The organism is Legionella septentrionalis (genome assembly GCF_003989745.1).
Lineage (GTDB): Bacteria > Pseudomonadota > Gammaproteobacteria > Legionellales > Legionellaceae > Legionella_A > Legionella_A septentrionalis.
Genome location: NZ_RZGS01000002.1, coordinates 160,344 through 178,248, shown reverse-complemented (window position 1 = coordinate 178,248; position 17,905 = coordinate 160,344). Strand labels below are relative to the sequence as shown.

Genomic DNA, 17,905 nt, shown 5'->3' with positions numbered 1-17,905 from the left:
TCCCTCTCCCCAACCCTCTCCCGCGAAGGGCATCATCATACTATCAAAGCTCCTATCGCGGGAGAGGGGGTAGATCGAAGTGAAATAGAAAAATTTGTGCTCAATTTAAGATGAAATCTTGTCTAAAAAACTTTAGGGACGTTGCCTATTATTTTGCTTCGATCTGCTTCCCTCTCCCGCGCAAGGAATTTGCATTGTCGTATCGTGTTGCAATTCCTCTAAAGCTTAATTTTTTGAAAGCAACGTGCAACGATATTTCTTTCTTTATAAATGTGATTATCAGGTGTTGTTGGATACAATCGGTTACTTTTGCTTGGATAACCGGGGGTTTATCCCGCTCTCATTTAAATTTTGACGAAATGTATTGACGGCAAATTTGCTCAAGCTCCTTGGTACTTAGGCCTGCACGCACGTAAGGTTCAATCATTTCAAGTACGGACGCTGCTAGACGTCCGAGGCAACGCGCATCTTTTCTATTGCATCAGAGTTTTTCACTAACATCGTTTATCTCACCTTTGATGTTTGAGTTACTAAAATTTTGAGGATTTCAGGGTAGGTCATGGAGGGATTTTCTTCGGCCAGTTTCCAGCTCTAAGCCAGTATTCTCTTGAGAATTAATAGGTCGGCTCATTGCTCGTGCTATGAGTTTTGTTGAATCATGCAGCTCATCTGATATTTTTACTATGCCCATAATATTCTAAAATACAGAGAAATATTATATTTTGATATCGATCAGACTTGTATTGCTGCTTTTAAATCATCTAATGTTACCATTAGCGTCATGGGATCAATTAAAGAAGGCTCAAAACCTAGTTTGGTATAGAAGTCTTTTGCATTGGTAGAGATTGCATGAACTAGTAATCCTCTAATACCTATAGTTTCGGCTGCTTGAATAACTCTTAGTCCTGCATCACGAACTAATGCTCTCCCTAGGCCTTTATGTTGATATGCTAAATCAATAGCAAGCCTACCAAGAATCACTACTGGAACTGGAATGGGCATGTTTCTTCTAAAACGACCTGTAGCCAAACTCCCATCTACAGAGCTAGATGCCAAGACATAATAGGCTATGACACGTTCATTACTCACTGCTACATAGGTGCGGGAAGCATTTGCTTTTTGATTTCTGATTGCTTTTGTTTTTAACCAGACATCAAGGGTTTCTTCACCTGAATTAAATCCCTGTATATTATGTTGTTCACTTATGGGCTCTGGTTGTAAAATCATTCTTTATCCCAAGGTGCCTTTGTCTGCATAGTTTTAATTAATTGCTCATTCGGCATTGGAGCCTTGTCCAGTTGTTGTAAAAACGCAGCATATGCTTCAGGACTAGCTTTTATTAGCGTTTGTTCCAAAATCGTTTCTTCAGCTTCTCGACGAGCTGCACTTAAAATAAAATCAGATCTGTTTTTACCTCTAATTTTTGCCGCACGATCAATAAGCATTCGTGCTTCACTATTAATTCGCATATTTAGTTTTTCTTGTTTTGCATCATTATCTAACGTAGCCATATTTATCTCCTATTTAAAGATATTATAGTATGATGTACGTACATTGTCATTGCTGTTGATTGGAATTTGAGTCTTATACAATTATGAATAACTCTGTGAGGAGTGTATTAAAAAGCTGGCAAAAAAAACTTTGCTGCCGACGTGCAAAAATTTTTTCAGGAGAGGAGAATTGTGGCTACTGGATAACGAAGGATAACTCATCTGCATCCTATGGCAGGGGTGCTGGCGCACCTTCTTAGTAAAAAATTCCCAATTCCAAACGTGCCGCCTCAGTCATGCGCTCTTGCGTCCATGGCGGCTCCCAAACCAGTTCAACAGTGCAATCACCTACTCCCTCCACCTTATTAACGGTTTGTTCTACGGTTCCCGGAAAAGTTTGGGCTACAGGACAGCCTGGAGAAGTAAGCGTCATTTGAATATGAACATGCTGTTGATCATCGACTTGGATTGCATAAATCAAGCCTAAATCATAAATATTAACCGGGATTTCGGGATCAAATACCGTTTTAAGCGCGGCAATCACAGCTTCCTGCAACGCTTCCTTAGAATCTTGTTTTTTCTTAAAACCAAACATACTTACTTATTCCGTTGTTACCATAGCTTTTTCCTGGTTCAATGCCGACTCCAGGGTATGCCATGCCAAAGTGGCGCATTTAACACGTGCCGGGAAAGTCCGCACGCCAGCCAATACCGCAAGCTTATCCAAGGTCTGGGGTTGCTCTTCATCCACGGTAACCATATGATGAAACCGCCGAAACAAATCATGGGCTTCCTCTATGGTTTTATGGCGCAATACTTCGGTCATTAATGAAGCAGAAGCTTGCGAGATAGCACAGCCGCATCCCAAAAAACTGATATCGTCTATCTTATTGTTACGGAGTTTCAAATAAACCGTAAGTTTATCGCCGCACAAGGGGTTAAACCCTTTGGCTTCGCAGGTGGGATGTTCCATACTGCGATGATTTCTGGGATTACGGTTATGATCGATGATGATCTCTTGATACAAGTCTCGCAAATCCATCAAGCAAATACCTCTTTTACTTTATATAACGCTTTCACACATTCATCGATTTCTTGCTCGGTATTGTAAAAAGACAAGGAAATTCGTGTAGTGGCAGGCACGTCAAAAAAATCCATTAATGGCATGGCGCAATGATGGCCGCTGCGGATGGCAATTCCCTCGCTATCCAATATGGTACCAATATCATGTGAATGGATTTTTCCATGCACAAAAGAGACGATTGGAACTTTATCTCGCGCGGTGCCGATCAAATTAAAGCCTTTCACAGAATGAACCGCATCCGTTGCATAAGCCAACAAATGCGCTTCGTAAGCGACCACAGCTTCAAGATCTAAAGACCATAAATAATCCATGGCCGCCCCTAAGCCAATTGCTCCTGCAATATTAGGAGTACCTGCTTCAAATTTATAAGGAAGCGGCGCATAGGCAGTGGCTTCCATGGTGACATAACTTATCATTTCACCACCACCCTGATACGGCCCCATATCATCCAGCAAATGCTCGCGCCCCCAAAGTACGCCAATGCCTGTAGGCCCATACATTTTGTGCCCGGAAAATGCGTAGAAATCACAACCAAGGGATTGCACATCAACAGGCAAATGCGCGGTTGCCTGCGCACCGTCTAATAAAACCAATGCGCCATACGCATGCGCCATTTCTATCATTTTTTTAACCGGGTTAATGGTACCCAGAGCATTGGAAACATAATTAATGGCAACAAATTTTGTATTACTGGACAATTGCCTGGCAAACTCATCCAGCAAAATTTCACCATCCAAGTTGATGGGTGCAACTTTTAACACGGCACCTGTTTTTTTGCATACCATCTGCCAGGGGACAATATTGGAATGATGCTCCATGTGGGTAATTAAAATTTCCTCACCCGGCAAAATACGCGGGGCAACGAAGCTTTGCGCGACTAAATTAATGGCTTCGGTGGTGCCGCGCACAAAAATGCACTCATGCGGGTATTTCGCATTGATAAAGCGTTGGACTTTTTCACGTACTGCTTCAAACTGCTGCGTGGCACGTGCACTCAGTGCATGTACACTGCGGTGCACATTCGCATTATCATGCAAATAATAATTGGCAATGGCATCAATAACTGCTTTCGGTTTTTGCGTGGTCGCTGCATTGTCCAGGTAAATCAGCGGACAATCGTTTACGCTTTGCTGCAAAATAGGGAAATCCTGACGGATAGCTTGTACATCGAATGCATTAATTAACTCATTGGCACGATTCATACGGTTATCCCAGTTGCTGACACAATAATTGATTTAGCCAGTTTGCCAATTTAGGCGTCCCCATCATCCGCAAATTATCTGCGGCAAAAGCTTTAACTAAAAAACGGCGAGCCTCATCCTGTTCGATGCCGCGGGCAGCAAAATAAAACAACGCTTCTTCATCAAGCTGCCCCACCGTTGCCCCATGGCTGCATACTACATCATCGGCAAAAATTTCCAATTGCGGTTTGGTATCAATTTCGGCATTGGCCGCCAGTAATAAATTTTTATTTTGCTGCCTCGCTTCTGTGTGTTGCGCATGCTTGGCCACCATCACCTTGCCGTTAAAGACCGCGCGCGAATCACCACTTAAAATACCTTTATAATCCTGCTCACTACGGCAATCAGGAACATTATGGTTCACCACGGTATGATGATCCATATGCTGGGCCTTACCCGGGGCATAAATACCATTTAGCAAACAGCGTGCGTGCGGTTCATGCAAATCAATGCTGATGTCACTGCGCATCAGCTTCCCGCCCAGGCTTAAGACATGCGTGTCGACTTCACTCCCTTGTGCCTGTTTAACCGCCAAATGCCCCATATGGTATGCGCTGCGGCTTTCACGTTGCAGCTTATAATGGCTCAATTTGGCATTGGCTGCTGCATGTAATTCGGTAATCGTATTGGTAAAATAAGTCCTTTCGGGCTTGCCCTGAAAATCCTCGATCACCACAGCAGAACTGCCTGCCTCGGCCACCAGCAGGTGGCGCATGAAAACGGCTTGATTATCCTTATCTTGCACGTGTGACAAGATAACAGGTTGCAGCAGGGAAACTCCTGCCGGTAAATAAATAAATATGCCAGCATGCAGCATAGCCGTGTTCAAAGCCTGAAAACCATGCTCATGCTGCAGAATTTGCCCTAAATAAGGCTGAATTTTTTCAGGGTGCTCCTCAATCGCTTGCGCCAAAGGCAATATAATAACCCCAGCCGGCAAAGTATATTGCCCAGATTGAACCCAGCAACCGTTAACCCACGAGACAATATAACCTTCTACAGGCAAATCAGCTGCATAACTTTCCTGGGCCAATGGCGAGCTTTCATTTTGTGTAAAGCGGTGTTGTAAAAAAGAATCAATTAAGGTGTATTTCCATTCTTCATGATGTCGCGTTGGGAAGCCTAAGCGAGCCAGTTCATTAAGCCCTTGCTGCTGTAAGCGCGCCAACCAGGAAATTGGTGAAATTTTTAGTTGGGCTTGTTGTCGATAAAAATCAAGGACATCACTCATGACTGCTCTGACTCCTCCAACCAACTGTATCCTTTTTCTTCCAATTCCAACGCGAGGGATTTATCACCGGATTTAATAATGCGGCCATTTGCCAGTACATGAATGAAATCAGGCTGAATGTAATTTAACAGGCGTTGATAATGGGTGACCATAATGATGGAACGCTCGGGGCTGCGCATGGCATTTACCCCTTCGGCAATGATGCGCAAGGCATCGATATCAAGGCCAGAATCCGTTTCATCTAAAACAGCCAATTTAGGTTCCAGAGCAGCCATTTGCAGAATTTCGTTGCGCTTTTTCTCACCGCCTGAAAATCCTTCATTGATGCTGCGATATAAAAAGCTTTCATCCATATCCAATAACTTGCATTTTTCCCGTATAAAACTTAAAAATTCGATGGCATCCAGCGTATTCTTGCCTTGCCCTTTGCGTACGGCGTTCACCGCTGCCTTTAAAAAATTAATATTCGTAACGCCAGGAATTTCGACTGGATATTGAAAAGACATGAAAATTCCAGCTTGTGCCCGTTCCGCGGGGGATAAAGGCAGCAAATCTTGCCCCAGGAAATGAATATCTCCACCCGTTACTTCATACGCCGGGTGTCCTGCCAAGACCTTGGATAAAGTACTTTTTCCAGAACCATTTGGGCCCATAATGGCATGAACTTCTCCTGCACCCACAGTCAAGTCGATGCCTTTTAAAATGGGTTGTGCATTAATGGCTACATTTAATTGATTGATTGATAACATCTTAACCTACTGCCCCTTCCAAACTGATGCCTAACAACTTGGTCGCTTCCACTGCAAATTCCATTGGTAATTCTTTAAGAACTTGCTTGCAAAAACCATTCACAATCATGGAAACAGCATCTTCTGTATCGATGCCCCGTTGTTGGCAATAAAACAATTGCTCTTCGCTGATTTTTGACGTTGTGGCTTCGTGTTCTACTTGTGCCGTCGGGTTTTTCACTTCAATGTAGGGAAATGTATGGGCGGCAGATTGGCTACCCATCAACATGGAATCACATTGGGTAAAATTCCGTGCATTGAGTGCAGTGGGCGCAATGCGCACCAAACCCCGATAAGCATTATGCGACTGTCCCGCACTTATCCCTTTGGCAATGATCGTTGAGCGGGTATTTTTGCCCAAATGAATCATCTTAGTACCTGTATCCGCTTGTTGATGATTATTTGTTACCGCAACGGAATAAAATTCACCTACCGAATCGTCGCCCTGCAAAATCACGCTCGGGTATTTCCAGGTAATCGCAGAACCCGTCTCAATTTGCGTCCAGGAAATTTTGGAACGTTTCCCACGGCAAGCACCACGCTTGGTTACGAAATTATAAATACCACCCTTGCCCTCTTTATCGCCAGGGTACCAATTTTGCACGGTGGAATATTTAATTTGTGCGCCATCCATAGCCACCAACTCTACGACTGCCGCATGCAATTGATTTTCATCGCGCATGGGGGCGGTACACCCTTCAAGGTAGGAAACGTAACTATTATCGTCCGCAACGATCAACGTGCGTTCAAATTGACCCGTAGATGCTGCATTGATGCGAAAATAAGTGGATAATTCCATCGGGCAGCGCACCCCTTTCGGCACATAGACAAATGAACCGTCGCTAAATACTGCAGAATTAAGGGCTGCATAGAAATTATCGCGATAAGAAACAACAGAGCCCAGATATCTGCGCACCAAATCAGGGTATTCATGCACTGCTTCGGAAAGAGGACAAAAAATTACACCTTTTTCTGCCAGTTTTGCTTTAAACGTAGTCGCAACCGATACACTGTCAAAAACCGCATCCACTGCCACTCCTGCCAGCATTTCTTGCTCGCGCAGGGGAATGCCTAATTTTTCATAAGTTCGTAATAATTCAGGATCCACTTCATCCAGACTTTTCGGCCTGTCTTTTAAATTTTTAGGCGCGGAATAATAAGAAATTGCCTGATAGTCAATCGGGGGATAACGGACACTGGACCACTCAGGATGCAGCATGGTGCGCCAATATTCAAACGCTTGCAAACGCCATTCCAACAAAAACTCAGGCTCATTTTTTATAGCCGACAAGCGGCGAATCGTCTCCTCATCCAAACCCGGTGGAAACGTTTCAACTTCAATGTCGGTCACAAATCCATGCTGGTATTCCCGCTCAAGAAGAGAATTAATCTGTGTGTTTTCTTTAGCCATTATAGGCTCCCTAACTGCTTGATGCGATCAAGGTTAATCATTTGCAAGGCTGGTTTAGCCAATGCCTCCAGACTGACGCTGCTCAAGGCGGATTCAATTGCTTGGCTAATCAAGCGCCAATTCCCCTGCACATGGCAGACACCTTGTAAAGAACATTCATTTGGTTCCAGGCTGCACTCGGTTAAACCGCGGGATTCTTCCAGTGCATAAATAATTTCAGTGACTGAAATGGCGGATGCGGGCCGTTGTAATCGGTATCCACCCGCAACGCCACGCACTGAGGATAACAAACCTGCAGCGGTTAAGCGCTTTAATAATTTGCTGACTGTGGGGACAGTCAAATGGGTATGCAAAGCAATATCCCGCGCGTTGCAAACTTGCTGCGGGCGCTTCGCAAGATACACCATCACTACTGTTCCATAATCGGCCAATTTGCTGATGCGCAGCATACCATTCCTACTTTCAATAATCTAGTACTAATTAAGTCTTATTTAATATATATAGTACTAAATTAGTTCTCTTTAAAGAAAAAGGCTAATGATATCTCATTCTGTATAAAGCGGGCAAGTTGGCCAACTCATGATGATGAAGCAGCCACTCCTACCTAAGCGGGGTATGGCACCCTACGCCGCTTAGGCATCGATTATAAAAATTATAAACAATCTGCCTGATTGACAAACATTTTATTCACGATAAAATGCAGAAAACTGCAAAGGAAGGACGTAACCATGAAGCATTATTCTTTTTTAAAAACCCTAAGCCTGGCATGCGCTCTCATTTGCGCACAATTTGCTTTTGCCGAACCGGCAAACCTTGGGCTTTTGACGCAAGAAGTTAAGGCTTATCATGACTCAGGGACTTATGAAAAGGAATTAACCCAAACCATTGTGCTCGCTCAACAATTTATTCTTGAGAAAGCCAAAGCCAACCAGAAAAGTCCGCAGCCGAAAAAACTGGCCATTGTGTTGGATATTGATGAAACCAGCTTATCGAATTATAACAAAATGGCTTCCCATAATTTCGGTGGCAATAAAAAAATATGGCATCGCGAAATTATGGCGGCAGATTCCCCCGCCATTCAACCCATGTTGGCTTTATATCAGCAAGCCTTAAAACACGGCATCGCTGTATTTTTTGTTACAGGACGAAGAGAAGCTGAGCGTGCGCCTACCATTAAAAATTTGGAAAAAGCCGGCTATAAAGGCTGGAGCGGCTTATATTTAAAACCGGATAATTATGACAAAGCATCGATCATCCCTTTTAAAGCAGGCACCAGAGCTTCCATTGCCAAGTCAGGCTATACCATCATCGCCTCAATTGGGGATCAGCACAGCGATTTGACAGGCGGTTCAGCCGAAAAAACGTTTAAATTGCCTAACCCCTATTATTTCTTACCCTAAAAATTCTATGGCCCGCGATGCGGGCCATTTCCTTGCAATCAACGATTAATTTTCACCCTTTAAACCCTTGACCGCAATTTTTTCGTGGTTAACAAAATGTTGAATAATCTGTTTGGCTTGTTCACTGGTTAAAGGCTTGGTCAAAACCCCATCCATAAAATATTCTTTACAATCTTCCTTCACTACATCCGCCTGGTAAGAGGTAAGGGCAATAATGGGTACATGAAAATCAGTATTTTCTTCCATTTGCCGGAATTTTTTCGCCACCATATAACCTGATGTATCCTCAAGCCCTATATCCATTAACACCATGTCATATTTGCCCGGACTGAAAAGCTGCAAAGCTTTATCACCGGACTCAGCAATATCAACCTGGCAATTCAATGCGGTAAGCAATGCTTCTTCAACCTTCTGAGCTATAAAATTATCTTCCACCATCAATATATGAGGCTCGGCAACATGTTTTACTTCCTGGGGAACTTCTTCTTCCGGCTTGGCAACCTGGGTTTCCAGTTTTTTTCGCTCGGTTATATCAGTTAACACCACAACCAGCTCGGTTACATGACGATGCTCATCAAACAGGGGCACGCGCCTGGCTAAAAAATAAGTTGCCTCGCCTTTTTCATCATAAACTGGCGCTTCTTCAATATCCCATTGCTGCTGCCCGGAAAAAATAACTTTCATGTCATCCAAGCGAAATGCTTCGATTCTCTCTTTAGACCATTTGGTAAATTTGGCCATTTGCTCATAAGGTGTGCCGTTAAAATCACGTACCTGCTTTAAATTAAGCAATTTCACGAAACTGATGTTACACCCTTTTAAATTGCAATCGCTGTCAACCCAGTACACTATATCGGGCATACAATTTAGAATTTCCATATAAAATTGATGTATTGAGAAGGAATCCACGTAATTTTCCGTTGTTATTTGCCGAGCCATCTCGTCCCCCCGCGGTTGTCTTACTGTATAATTATAGTTCATTATGATTTGCGACGCGGGGCTAAGACTATAGAATTATTTATTTATTTTTGCCTGCTTATTTTTTGCAATCTTTCTGACACAAGCAATCCTTGCATCGCCAATTGCCATAAGAAAGAAAGCCATGCAGCATGTTATTTTTAAAAATTTCTATACTATGTAATTCATGACAACTTACATGAGCAATCGGAGATCCCCATGAACACGGTATTTATTACTGGTGCAAATCGAGGCATAGGGTTTGAATTTGCCAAACAACTTTGCGCGCAAGGCATGCAAGTCATCGCAACTTGCCGCAAACCAAAAGACGCCCACGCTTTAAAAACGCTACAAAAACAATACAAAAATTTGACCATTAAGACATTGGATATCAGTAAAACCAATGACATTGTTGCCCTGGCACAAGAATTCGGCAAGACACCCATTGACTGGTTGATAAATAATGCCGGGATAAGCGGAGAATCAGGCGTAACAATAGGTAATATTGCGCGTGAAAACTTCCTGCACCTTGTGGAAGTCAATTGCTTTGGACCGTTAAAATTGAGTGAAGCCTTGCTGCCATCATTAAAGCTCGGCCAAGGTAAATTAATTGTCTGCATCAGTTCAAAGATGGGCAGCATCAGCAGCAATGAACAAGGGCGAAGCTATGCGTATCGCACGAGTAAAGCCGCCTTAAATTGTGCCATGCGCTCTTTTGCATTGGATGTGGCGCAAGACAATATAAACGTCATGTTGTTGCATCCTGGCTGGGTAAAAACAGACTTAGGAGGTCCTAATGCACCGCTGACACCGCATGCCAGTGTTAACCATATGCTAACCGTCATCGATAAATATAAACATAACAGTCATGCTGAAGTATTGCGTGGTTATGACGACTCCATGATTCCCTGGTAATTTATGGTATGATGCAGCCTGTCCACTTATGCGGAGAGCAATATGGCTTGGCTGCCTGCCTTACCTTTAATCGAATTACAACAAAAAAAACGTCAAAAACTCACCTTGAACAATCAAGGGATCCTACTGCTCTGGCACCAGGAAGAAGTGCATGCCATTCAATCTCAATGCCCGCATCTTAAACTTCCTCTGTTGAAAGGCGAGCTGACAGACGATTGTGCTATTGTTTGTCCTTTCCACAAGAGTGCTTTTCATTTAAAAACTGGTGAAAGTGCATGTTGGTCACCATGGCCACCGGTGGTTGGGAAATTACTGGGCAAAGTTTCAAAAGAAAAACCATTGAAAATTTATTCGACGCAAATTAAAGACGATGTGATTTGGGTAAATGCCTAGGTGCAGATCGTTATTGGTCAGGAATTTACCGAGCATAGATGCCAAATACAGGGGACTGCTTGTAACAACAAAACCTGGTGCCCTTAACCAACTTGCGTTGCATAGTTTATAATCAAAGAGTGCTTTTTCATTGTATTTTTGTTAAAGGAATAAAATGAAACACTTTTTGTTGTTATTAGCAGCCTGGCAATTGTTCCTGCCCGCCACGTTTGCCGCGGCAGAAACAAAGCAAGCGCCTGTGGTGTTGAATGAAAAAATCAGGGAAATTTGGCAGGGAAATGCCCAGTTAAACCCTGATATTTTTAATGACGGGACATTAAAACCTGATTTGCGCAAAAAACTGATACAAATTGGCAATTATTATTTTAATAAATTGAAAAACCAATTTCCCGATGCCAAATTGGTTGACATCCTGTTAACAGGCAGTAATGCCGGTTACAATTATACGAAAAATTCAGATATCGATGTTCACCTGGTAATAAACTTGCCGGCATGCGATCAGAAACTGTTAAAAGATTATTTAATTTTTTTAAGCGAATCGACTTGGCACAAACGAAAGATTACTTATAAAAATCGTATTGTTGAAGTTACCGTACTCCCATTTATGGCGGAAAGCGGCGGCGTTTACTCCCTTTTGCAAAATAAATGGTTGCAAAAGCCACTCCGTAAAACAAGCACTCACACTCAACAAGAAATAAAGATTGTTGTTGAAAAATATCAAAACCGCTTGCGGCAATTACAGCAAGCTTATGCCAAAAATCCCAATCATTTTAATTGCATTCTTTTCAGTGACTTACAACAAGAGCTTGTGGCATGGCGCACGCGAGGAATCAAAGCAGAAGGAACGGCTGCAACGGCTAATCTGGGATTTCGCGTCCTGCGTGATTTAGGAATGATGGATGCGATTGATTCATTATTAGCAGCATGTGAAGAAAAACACCTGCAAGCGATTATTCAGGAATGACGGTTTTAAATCTCTTAATTGCCAAATCAAGGAAGAAACATCTTGGGTTCCTTCCTTGCGCAGAAAATTTAGGCATCGGCCGTTGTATAGTCTACGGCTATAATTTCGTATTCAACCATGCCACCCGGCGTATTTACAACTACGGTGTCATCCAAATTTTTGCCAATTAATGCCCGTCCTATGGGCGAACTGTAAGAAATTTTATTCAATTTTAAATCCGCTTCGTCTTCCCCGACAATTTGATAGGTAATTTCCGCTTCAGTTTGCACATGGCATAAACGTACAGTCGTGCCAAAAACAACCCGTCCTTGATTCTCCATCTTGCTGATGTCTACAATTTGAGCATTGGATAGTTTGGCTTCAAGTTCCTGAATGCGCCCTTCAATAAAACTCTGTTGTTCACGAGCTGCATGATATTCCGCATTTTCCTTCAGATCACCATGAGCACGTGCCGTAGCAATGGCTTCGATAATTCTTGGTCGCTCGATTGTTTTCAAGCGATGCAATTCTTCTTTAAGCGCCTGTGCGCCTTTCACCGTCATAGGATGTTTTGACATGTCTCTATCCTCGAAATCTTAATTAGGAGTACATAACCTTCCATGTTAGGCCATGATTCCCATGTTATTTATGTAAATCCTGCAAACGGGTCACCGTTTGCCTGTCTTCGTATTTCATTGCCAAACAAGCTGCTTCCGCTCCAGACAAGGTCGTGGTATAGCTAACCTTATGCTGCAAGGCATTGCGGCGTATGGCAAATGAATCGGCAATAGCTTGCTTGCCTTCTGTTGTATTGACAATGAAGTCAATATCATTGTTTTTTATGTAATCAACAATATGTGGCCTGCCTTCAGCCACTTTGAACACGCGCTTGCATTCAATGCCTGCAGCTGCCAAAACTATGGCTGTGCCCTTGGTTGCCACAATTTCAAAACCCAAATCAATCAAGCGTTTGGCAATCTCACCTACCTTGGCTTTATCTGCATCGCGCACGGAAAGGAAAGCTTTCCGTCGTTTCAAAATATTAACACCAGCCCCCAGTTGCGCTTTTGCGTAAGCCTGACCAAAACGCCGGGCAATCCCCATGACTTCGCCTGTAGATTTCATTTCAGGCCCTAAAATGGAATCAACGCCCGAAAACTTTATAAATGGAAATACAGGCAGTTTAATGGAATAAAAAGCCGGCATTGGATAATGCTGGCTTAAGCCTTGTTCCTTTAAACTTTGCCCAACCTTGCAGCGGGCAGCAATTTTAGCCAATGGTAACCCCGTCGCTTTGGACACGAAGGGCACGGTGCGTGAAGCGCGCGGGTTAACTTCCAATATATAAATGTCATCCGCCTGAATTGCAAATTGTGCATTGATTAACCCTACGACGCCCAGCTCCAATGCCATGGTGCGTATTTGCTCAATTAAATCCTGCTGCACTACCACGCTTAAGCTAAATGGCGGCAAAGTGCAGGCTGAGTCTCCTGAATGTACCCCTGCTTGCTCGATGTGTTCCATGATAGCGCCGATTAAGACTTCTTTACCATCACACACGGCATCAATATCAACTTCAATCGCATCATTTAAGAATCGATCCAATAAAACAGGCGAATCTTCGGACACATCCACTGCATGAGAAAGATAATGCCGTAAATCTTCTTCGTGATGCACTATCTCCATTGCCCGGCCGCCCAAGACATAGGAAGGGCGAACCACCAGAGGATAGCCAATTTTATTTGCCAGGGAAATGGCTTCTTCTTCGCTGCGCACCGTGCCATTTGCAGGCTGGTGCAATTGCAGTCGCGTCACCAATTGCTGGAAGCGCTTTCTGTCTTCGGCTTTATCAATTGCATCTGGCGAGGTACCAATGATTTTTACGCCATTTGCCTCCAAAGCGCGTGCAAGCTTAAGTGGTGTTTGTCCACCATAATGCACAATCACACCATCCGGTTTCTCCACCGCCACAATAGACAAAACATCTTCCAAAGTAACCGGCTCAAAATACAAGCGGTCGGATGTATCAAAATCCGTGGAAACTGTTTCCGGATTGCAATTCACCATGATCGTTTGATAACCCGCTTCACGCAGTGCCATAGCAGCATGCACGCAACAGTAATCAAATTCAATGCCCTGGCCGATGCGGTTTGGCCCCCCGCCTAAGATCATGATTTTTTGTTTATTGAATTGCGGGGCGGCTTCACAAGAAGCTTCATACGTGGAATACAGGTACGCCGTTGCACTGGGAAACTCGCCTGCACAGGAATCAATACGTTTGTAAACTGGAGAAACATTGACTGCCAAACGTTTTACCCGCACTTCTTCTTCTTTGCAATTAAGAAGAATAGCCAGACAGGCATCGGAAAAACCTTTTTGCTTAAGTATCCGTAAGTTTTGCGCATTCAATTCGTGAATGGAATTTCCTTTGATGCTATTTTCCAAGAAAACCAATTCTTGGATCTGCTGCAAAAACCACGGATCAATTCGCGATTCCTGCTGAATTTCCTCAAGCGTCAAGCCATGACGAAACGCATCGGCTATGTACCATAAGCGATCAGGGGTAGGCTCGCGTAAATACCCGCGCAACAAGGACAAATCACCATGCTTGAATAACGGCTGCAAGCCACTGCGACCTATTTCCAAGCCACGGATGGCTTTTTGTAATGACTCTTGGAACGTGCTGCCGATAGCCATCACTTCCCCAACCGACTTCATTTGTGTGGTCAATGTTTTTGGGGTTTGCGGGAATTTATCAAAATTAAAACGCGGTATTTTGGTAACCACATAATCGATAGCAGGCTCAAATGAAGCAGGGGTTTTCCCGCCTGTAATTTCATTTGCCAATTCATCCAGAGTATAACCCACTGCCAATAATGCTGCTACTTTGGCAATGGGGAATCCGGTAGCCTTGGATGCCAGGGCTGAGCTGCGCGACACGCGCGGGTTCATTTCCACAACCAGCATGCGCCCATTTTCAGGGTTTACAGCAAATTGCACATTAGAACCGCCTGTATCCACGCCTACGGCACGCAAAACGCGAATGGCGGCATCGCGCATGCGTTGAAATTCTTTATCCGTTAACGTTTGCGCGGGCGCAACCGTAATTGAATCACCCGTGTGTACCCCCATGGGATCCAAGTTCTCAATGGTGCATACGATGATGCAATTGTCGTTTTTATCGCGGACGACTTCCATCTCAAACTCTTTCCAGCCAAGAACTGATTCATCCAGTAATAATTCGTGAGTGGGTGATAATTCGAGGCCGCGCGCACAAATTTCTTCAAATTCTTCACGGTTATAAGCAATACCGCCGCCGCTGCCCCCCATGGTAAATGATGGGCGGATGATGGTTGGAAATCCTAATTGCGCCTGCACGGACAAGGCTTCTTCCAAACTATGCGCAATTGCGGAGCGGGGCATCTCAAGCCCAATTTTTTTCATTAGCAAGCGGAATTTTTCACGATCTTCTGCCTTGTCGATGGCTTCCCGGCTAGCCCCAATCAATTCGATGTTAAATTTTTCCAAGATGCCTTCACGCACTAAATCAAGCGCACAGTTTAAGGCGGTTTGCCCTCCCATGGTCGGCAAAAGGGCATCCGGTCTTTCCTTTTCGATAATGCGCGCTACTTCAGGCCATAACACCGGTTCAACATAGGTGGCATCAGCCAGCTCCGGATCCGTCATGATGGTCGCCGGGTTGGAATTCACCAAAATAACGCGGTACCCTTCTTTTTTTAGGGCACGCACTGCCTGTGTACCTGAATAATCAAATTCGCATGCTTGTCCAATGACAATAGGACCCGCGCCAAGAATAAGAATGGAGTGAATATCAGTTCGCTTAGGCATATTGACTGCTAATAAATATAAAAGTGGCTTATTTTATCGATTTTTAGCGAAAGATTATACCTGTAGACAAGAGCATTCTTTTTTAAATTTAAGCAACTTTCTTTTACACATCATAAAGAAAGCGCTGCTTTAAGCATTCGCATGGCTTTCATTCTTTATGTTTGCACAAATCCTTGTCGCTGCATTAACGAAACGATTTCAAACCATCTAAACTAGTATTAGTCGCATAATAAAGGATTATAAAAAATGAAAGGATCGCAACAAAATGTAGCTGAATTGTTGGTAAAATGCCTGGAAGAAGAAGGTGTAGAATACATTTTTGGCTTACCAGGCGAAGAAAATACCGATTTCATCGAAGCTTTGTCTAAATCTCAAAAAATTCGCTTTATCTTAACCCGTCATGAGCAAGGGGCTTCATTCATTGCGGATATTTATGGACGCCTGACTGGCAAAGCCGGCGTTTGTCTGGCAACTTTAGGCCCTGGTGCCATTAATTTATTGTTAGGTACGGCAGATGCCAATCTGGATAGCTCACCCTTAGTGGCCTTGGTGGCGCAAGCCGCCATAAATCGCCTGCATAAAGAATCCCATCAAATTATTGATCTCACGCGTTTGTTTTCAGCCGTAACCAAATGGGATGCCATGTTATCCCTGCCCTCTTCCGTACCGGAATTGGTGCGTAAAGGATTTAAACAAGCTCAATCCGAGCGTTGTGGTGCCGTGGCATTGGTTTTACCGGAAGATGTCGCTCAATTGCCGGCTGCCGAAATCCCCCTGCGGCCACAATCGCCTAAAATGACTATGCCCAATCATGAACAAATTAAAAAAGCGGCTGAATGCATTAATGCAGCCAAACAAGTGATGATTTTAGCTGGAGCAGGCGTTTACCGGCATCATGCTGAAGAAGCGCTGGCCCGTTTCATTAATGTAACAAAAATTCCGATAGCTACCACGTTTATGGCAAAAGGGGTCGTCCCTGCCGATAACCCTTTAGTCATCGGAGCCATTGGGTTTATGCGCCAGGATTACACTAATTTTGGCTTCGCGCGCGCTGATCTCATCATTACCGTGGGTTATGATTTAGTGGAATATGCGCCAAGTGCCTGGAATCCACACCGCGATAAAAAGATAATCCATATCCATGGAACACCGGCAGAAGTGGATGCCAATTATGTTTTGACGGTGGGGATAGAGGGCGGCCTTGGTGCCTGTCTCGATGCACTGGCCAATGAAATCAAACCTCGTGATACGCTTTCCCCGGAATTAGCCAAATTAAGAACGATGCTTTTGGATGAAGTTAATGACCATGAGAATGACGATAGCTTCCCTTTAAAACCGCAAAGAATCATAGCAGATTTGCGCAAAGCCATGCGCAAATCCGATATTATCCTCTGCGATACGGGAGCGCTTAAAATGTGGATGGCAAGATTGTATCCTTGCTACCAATCCAACACGTGTATTATTTCAAACAGTTTGGCCACCATGGGTTTTTCTTTACCGGGTGCGCTGGCAGCAAAACTGGTGTATCCAGACCGGCATGTCATGGCAGTCATGGGTGATGGCTCTTTTTTAATGAACTCGCAGGAAATCGAAACTGCGAAACGTGAAAAAATTCCATTTATTATTTTTATTTGGCGTGACAATGCCTACGGTTTAATCCAATGGAAACAAGAGCTTGAATACGGTGATTCTCATCATGTTAAATTTAGCAATCCTGATTTTGTGAAATACGCTGAAAGTTTCGGTATCCGCGCCCATTCCATCCAAAGCGCACAAGAATTGTTGCCCGTTTTGCAATCAGCACTTGCAAGCAATGAAATTGTGCTCATCGATTGTCCGGTAGATTATTCTGAAAACACCAAATTAACGGATAAATTGGGAAAACTAACGCAAGCGATTTAACGATCGCTTCACAAAAATTCTTTACTCTGAGCGCGTCAAAAGATGTGAATCATAAATTTTTAACCTGTGATAAAACCGCAGACTGGATGTTCAGTCTGCGGCTCTTCTTACACATTGCAAATGCATGCATTTATTTTCCACTTATCGTTTAATTTTTTTAATAAATTAAAAATCTGTAAAAAATTTTTTATAAAAAAATTAACTCTTATGCTCTAACTCAAAACTCCAATCTAGTTTTCTTTTTAAACAATTTCTTAGGCACCTAAACTTTATCTTTTTTTAAAAAAGGGTATAAATTGTT

The 17,905-nt window shown here is 43.5% G+C and carries 18 protein-coding genes and 1 pseudogene; 5 read left to right on the top strand and 14 right to left on the bottom strand.

Going from position 1 to position 17,905, the window contains the following annotated elements:
* Positions 1–343: 343 nt before the first annotated feature.
* The 11 genes and pseudogenes from ELY11_RS12545 to ELY11_RS01820 form a co-directional block, all read right to left on the bottom strand.
* Positions 344–501, bottom strand: a pseudogene (locus ELY11_RS12545) (type I methionyl aminopeptidase); the annotation flags it as partial.
* A 46-nt stretch (positions 502–547) separates the two neighbouring features.
* Positions 548–691: a ParD-like family protein gene (locus tag ELY11_RS01865; RefSeq protein WP_233579567.1), complete on the bottom strand. Its 144-nt coding sequence runs from the start codon at positions 689–691 to the stop codon at positions 548–550.
* Positions 692–732: 41 nt separating this feature from the next.
* A complete protein-coding gene (locus ELY11_RS01860; protein WP_127032404.1) occupies positions 733–1,227 on the bottom strand; it encodes a GNAT family N-acetyltransferase in 495 nt (164 codons plus the stop codon).
* Complete coding sequence (locus ELY11_RS01855; protein ID WP_126953827.1) at positions 1,224–1,511, bottom strand: type II toxin-antitoxin system TacA family antitoxin; 288 nt, start codon at positions 1,509–1,511, stop codon at positions 1,224–1,226. The genes ELY11_RS01860 and ELY11_RS01855 overlap by 4 nt, the downstream gene beginning before the upstream one ends.
* A 235-nt stretch (positions 1,512–1,746) precedes the next feature.
* Complete coding sequence (locus tag ELY11_RS01850; RefSeq protein WP_126953828.1) at positions 1,747–2,085, bottom strand: SUF system Fe-S cluster assembly protein; 339 nt, start codon at positions 2,083–2,085, stop codon at positions 1,747–1,749.
* A gap of 6 nt (positions 2,086–2,091) precedes the next feature.
* Positions 2,092–2,532: a Fe-S cluster assembly sulfur transfer protein SufU gene (gene sufU, locus ELY11_RS01845; protein ID WP_126953829.1), complete on the bottom strand. Its 441-nt coding sequence runs from the start codon at positions 2,530–2,532 to the stop codon at positions 2,092–2,094.
* Positions 2,532–3,776, bottom strand: coding sequence for a cysteine desulfurase (locus ELY11_RS01840; RefSeq protein WP_126953830.1), 1,245 nt, complete (start codon positions 3,774–3,776; stop codon positions 2,532–2,534). Before ELY11_RS01840 ends, sufU begins: the two co-directional genes overlap by 1 nt.
* Positions 3,777–3,780: 4 nt before the next feature.
* Complete coding sequence (gene sufD / locus ELY11_RS01835; protein WP_126953831.1) at positions 3,781–5,046, bottom strand: Fe-S cluster assembly protein SufD; 1,266 nt, start codon at positions 5,044–5,046, stop codon at positions 3,781–3,783.
* Positions 5,043–5,795 (bottom strand): Fe-S cluster assembly ATPase SufC, encoded by a 753-nt coding sequence (gene sufC / locus ELY11_RS01830; RefSeq protein ID WP_126953832.1) that lies wholly within the window; start codon positions 5,793–5,795, stop codon positions 5,043–5,045. Before sufC ends, sufD begins: the two co-directional genes overlap by 4 nt.
* A 1-nt stretch (position 5,796) precedes the next feature.
* Positions 5,797–7,245, bottom strand: a complete 1,449-nt coding sequence (sufB, locus tag ELY11_RS01825) for a Fe-S cluster assembly protein SufB (RefSeq protein WP_127032403.1) — start codon at positions 7,243–7,245, stop codon at positions 5,797–5,799.
* Positions 7,245–7,694, bottom strand: a complete 450-nt coding sequence (locus tag ELY11_RS01820) for an SUF system Fe-S cluster assembly regulator (RefSeq protein ID WP_126953834.1) — start codon at positions 7,692–7,694, stop codon at positions 7,245–7,247. Before ELY11_RS01820 ends, sufB begins: the two co-directional genes overlap by 1 nt.
* A 279-nt stretch (positions 7,695–7,973) precedes the next feature.
* Here ELY11_RS01820 and ELY11_RS01815 point away from each other — a divergent pair, with 279 nt between their 5' ends.
* Entirely contained in the window at positions 7,974–8,645 is a 672-nt protein-coding gene (locus tag ELY11_RS01815) for an HAD family acid phosphatase (protein WP_126953835.1), read from the top strand.
* Between the two features lie 45 nt (positions 8,646–8,690).
* Here ELY11_RS01815 and ELY11_RS01810 read toward each other — a convergent pair whose 3' ends face one another.
* Positions 8,691–9,584 (bottom strand): response regulator, encoded by an 894-nt coding sequence (locus ELY11_RS01810; protein ID WP_126953836.1) that lies wholly within the window; start codon positions 9,582–9,584, stop codon positions 8,691–8,693.
* 237 nt (positions 9,585–9,821) lie between these two features.
* Between ELY11_RS01810 and ELY11_RS01805 the strand changes: the two genes are divergently transcribed.
* The 3 genes from ELY11_RS01805 (at position 9,822) to ELY11_RS01795 (ending at position 11,874) form a co-directional block, all read left to right on the top strand.
* On the top strand, positions 9,822–10,517 hold the full coding sequence (locus ELY11_RS01805) for an SDR family oxidoreductase (protein WP_126953837.1): 696 nt from the start codon (positions 9,822–9,824) through the stop codon (positions 10,515–10,517).
* A gap of 42 nt (positions 10,518–10,559) precedes the next feature.
* Positions 10,560–10,910, top strand: a complete 351-nt coding sequence (locus ELY11_RS01800; protein WP_126953838.1) for a Rieske (2Fe-2S) protein — start codon at positions 10,560–10,562, stop codon at positions 10,908–10,910.
* A gap of 154 nt (positions 10,911–11,064) precedes the next feature.
* Positions 11,065–11,874: a hypothetical protein gene (locus ELY11_RS01795; RefSeq protein WP_127032402.1), complete on the top strand. Its 810-nt coding sequence runs from the start codon at positions 11,065–11,067 to the stop codon at positions 11,872–11,874.
* 68 nt (positions 11,875–11,942) lie between these two features.
* Here ELY11_RS01795 and greA read toward each other — a convergent pair whose 3' ends face one another.
* Positions 11,943–12,431: a transcription elongation factor GreA gene (greA, locus tag ELY11_RS01790; protein WP_126953840.1), complete on the bottom strand. Its 489-nt coding sequence runs from the start codon at positions 12,429–12,431 to the stop codon at positions 11,943–11,945.
* 64 nt (positions 12,432–12,495) lie between these two features.
* Positions 12,496–15,702 carry a carbamoyl-phosphate synthase large subunit gene (gene carB / locus ELY11_RS01785; RefSeq protein WP_126953841.1) on the bottom strand — a complete coding sequence of 1,069 codons (3,207 nt, stop codon included), beginning with the start codon at positions 15,700–15,702 and terminating at the stop codon, positions 12,496–12,498.
* Positions 15,703–15,948: 246 nt separating this feature from the next.
* Between carB and ELY11_RS01780 the strand changes: the two genes are divergently transcribed.
* The gene (locus ELY11_RS01780; RefSeq protein WP_126953842.1) at positions 15,949–17,604 is read left to right on the top strand and encodes an acetolactate synthase large subunit; all 1,656 of its coding nucleotides are present in this window, start codon (positions 15,949–15,951) and stop codon (positions 17,602–17,604) included.
* The last annotated feature ends 301 nt before the right edge of the window (positions 17,605–17,905 follow it).

Coding starts and splice junctions, on each gene's coding strand:
- ELY11_RS01855 (WP_126953827.1), bottom strand. CDS start 1,511: ATGGCTACGTTAGATAATGATGCAAAACAAGAAAAACTAAATATGCGA.
- ELY11_RS01805 (WP_126953837.1), top strand. CDS start 9,822: ATGAACACGGTATTTATTACTGGTGCAAATCGAGGCATAGGGTTTGAA.
- ELY11_RS01815 (WP_126953835.1), top strand. CDS start 7,974: ATGAAGCATTATTCTTTTTTAAAAACCCTAAGCCTGGCATGCGCTCTC.
- ELY11_RS01800 (WP_126953838.1), top strand. CDS start 10,560: ATGGCTTGGCTGCCTGCCTTACCTTTAATCGAATTACAACAAAAAAAA.
- ELY11_RS01860 (WP_127032404.1), bottom strand. CDS start 1,227: ATGATTTTACAACCAGAGCCCATAAGTGAACAACATAATATACAGGGA.
- greA (WP_126953840.1), bottom strand. CDS start 12,431: ATGTCAAAACATCCTATGACGGTGAAAGGCGCACAGGCGCTTAAAGAA.
- sufD (WP_126953831.1), bottom strand. CDS start 5,046: ATGAGTGATGTCCTTGATTTTTATCGACAACAAGCCCAACTAAAAATT.
- ELY11_RS01810 (WP_126953836.1), bottom strand. CDS start 9,584: ATGGCTCGGCAAATAACAACGGAAAATTACGTGGATTCCTTCTCAATA.
- ELY11_RS01795 (WP_127032402.1), top strand. CDS start 11,065: ATGAAACACTTTTTGTTGTTATTAGCAGCCTGGCAATTGTTCCTGCCC.
- sufB (WP_127032403.1), bottom strand. CDS start 7,245: ATGGCTAAAGAAAACACACAGATTAATTCTCTTCTTGAGCGGGAATAC.
- carB (WP_126953841.1), bottom strand. CDS start 15,702: ATGCCTAAGCGAACTGATATTCACTCCATTCTTATTCTTGGCGCGGGT.
- sufU (WP_126953829.1), bottom strand. CDS start 2,532: ATGGATTTGCGAGACTTGTATCAAGAGATCATCATCGATCATAACCGT.
- ELY11_RS01850 (WP_126953828.1), bottom strand. CDS start 2,085: ATGTTTGGTTTTAAGAAAAAACAAGATTCTAAGGAAGCGTTGCAGGAA.
- ELY11_RS01780 (WP_126953842.1), top strand. CDS start 15,949: ATGAAAGGATCGCAACAAAATGTAGCTGAATTGTTGGTAAAATGCCTG.
- ELY11_RS01820 (WP_126953834.1), bottom strand. CDS start 7,694: ATGCTGCGCATCAGCAAATTGGCCGATTATGGAACAGTAGTGATGGTG.
- ELY11_RS01840 (WP_126953830.1), bottom strand. CDS start 3,776: ATGAATCGTGCCAATGAGTTAATTAATGCATTCGATGTACAAGCTATC.
- sufC (WP_126953832.1), bottom strand. CDS start 5,795: ATGTTATCAATCAATCAATTAAATGTAGCCATTAATGCACAACCCATT.
- ELY11_RS01865 (WP_233579567.1), bottom strand. CDS start 691: ATGGGCATAGTAAAAATATCAGATGAGCTGCATGATTCAACAAAACTC.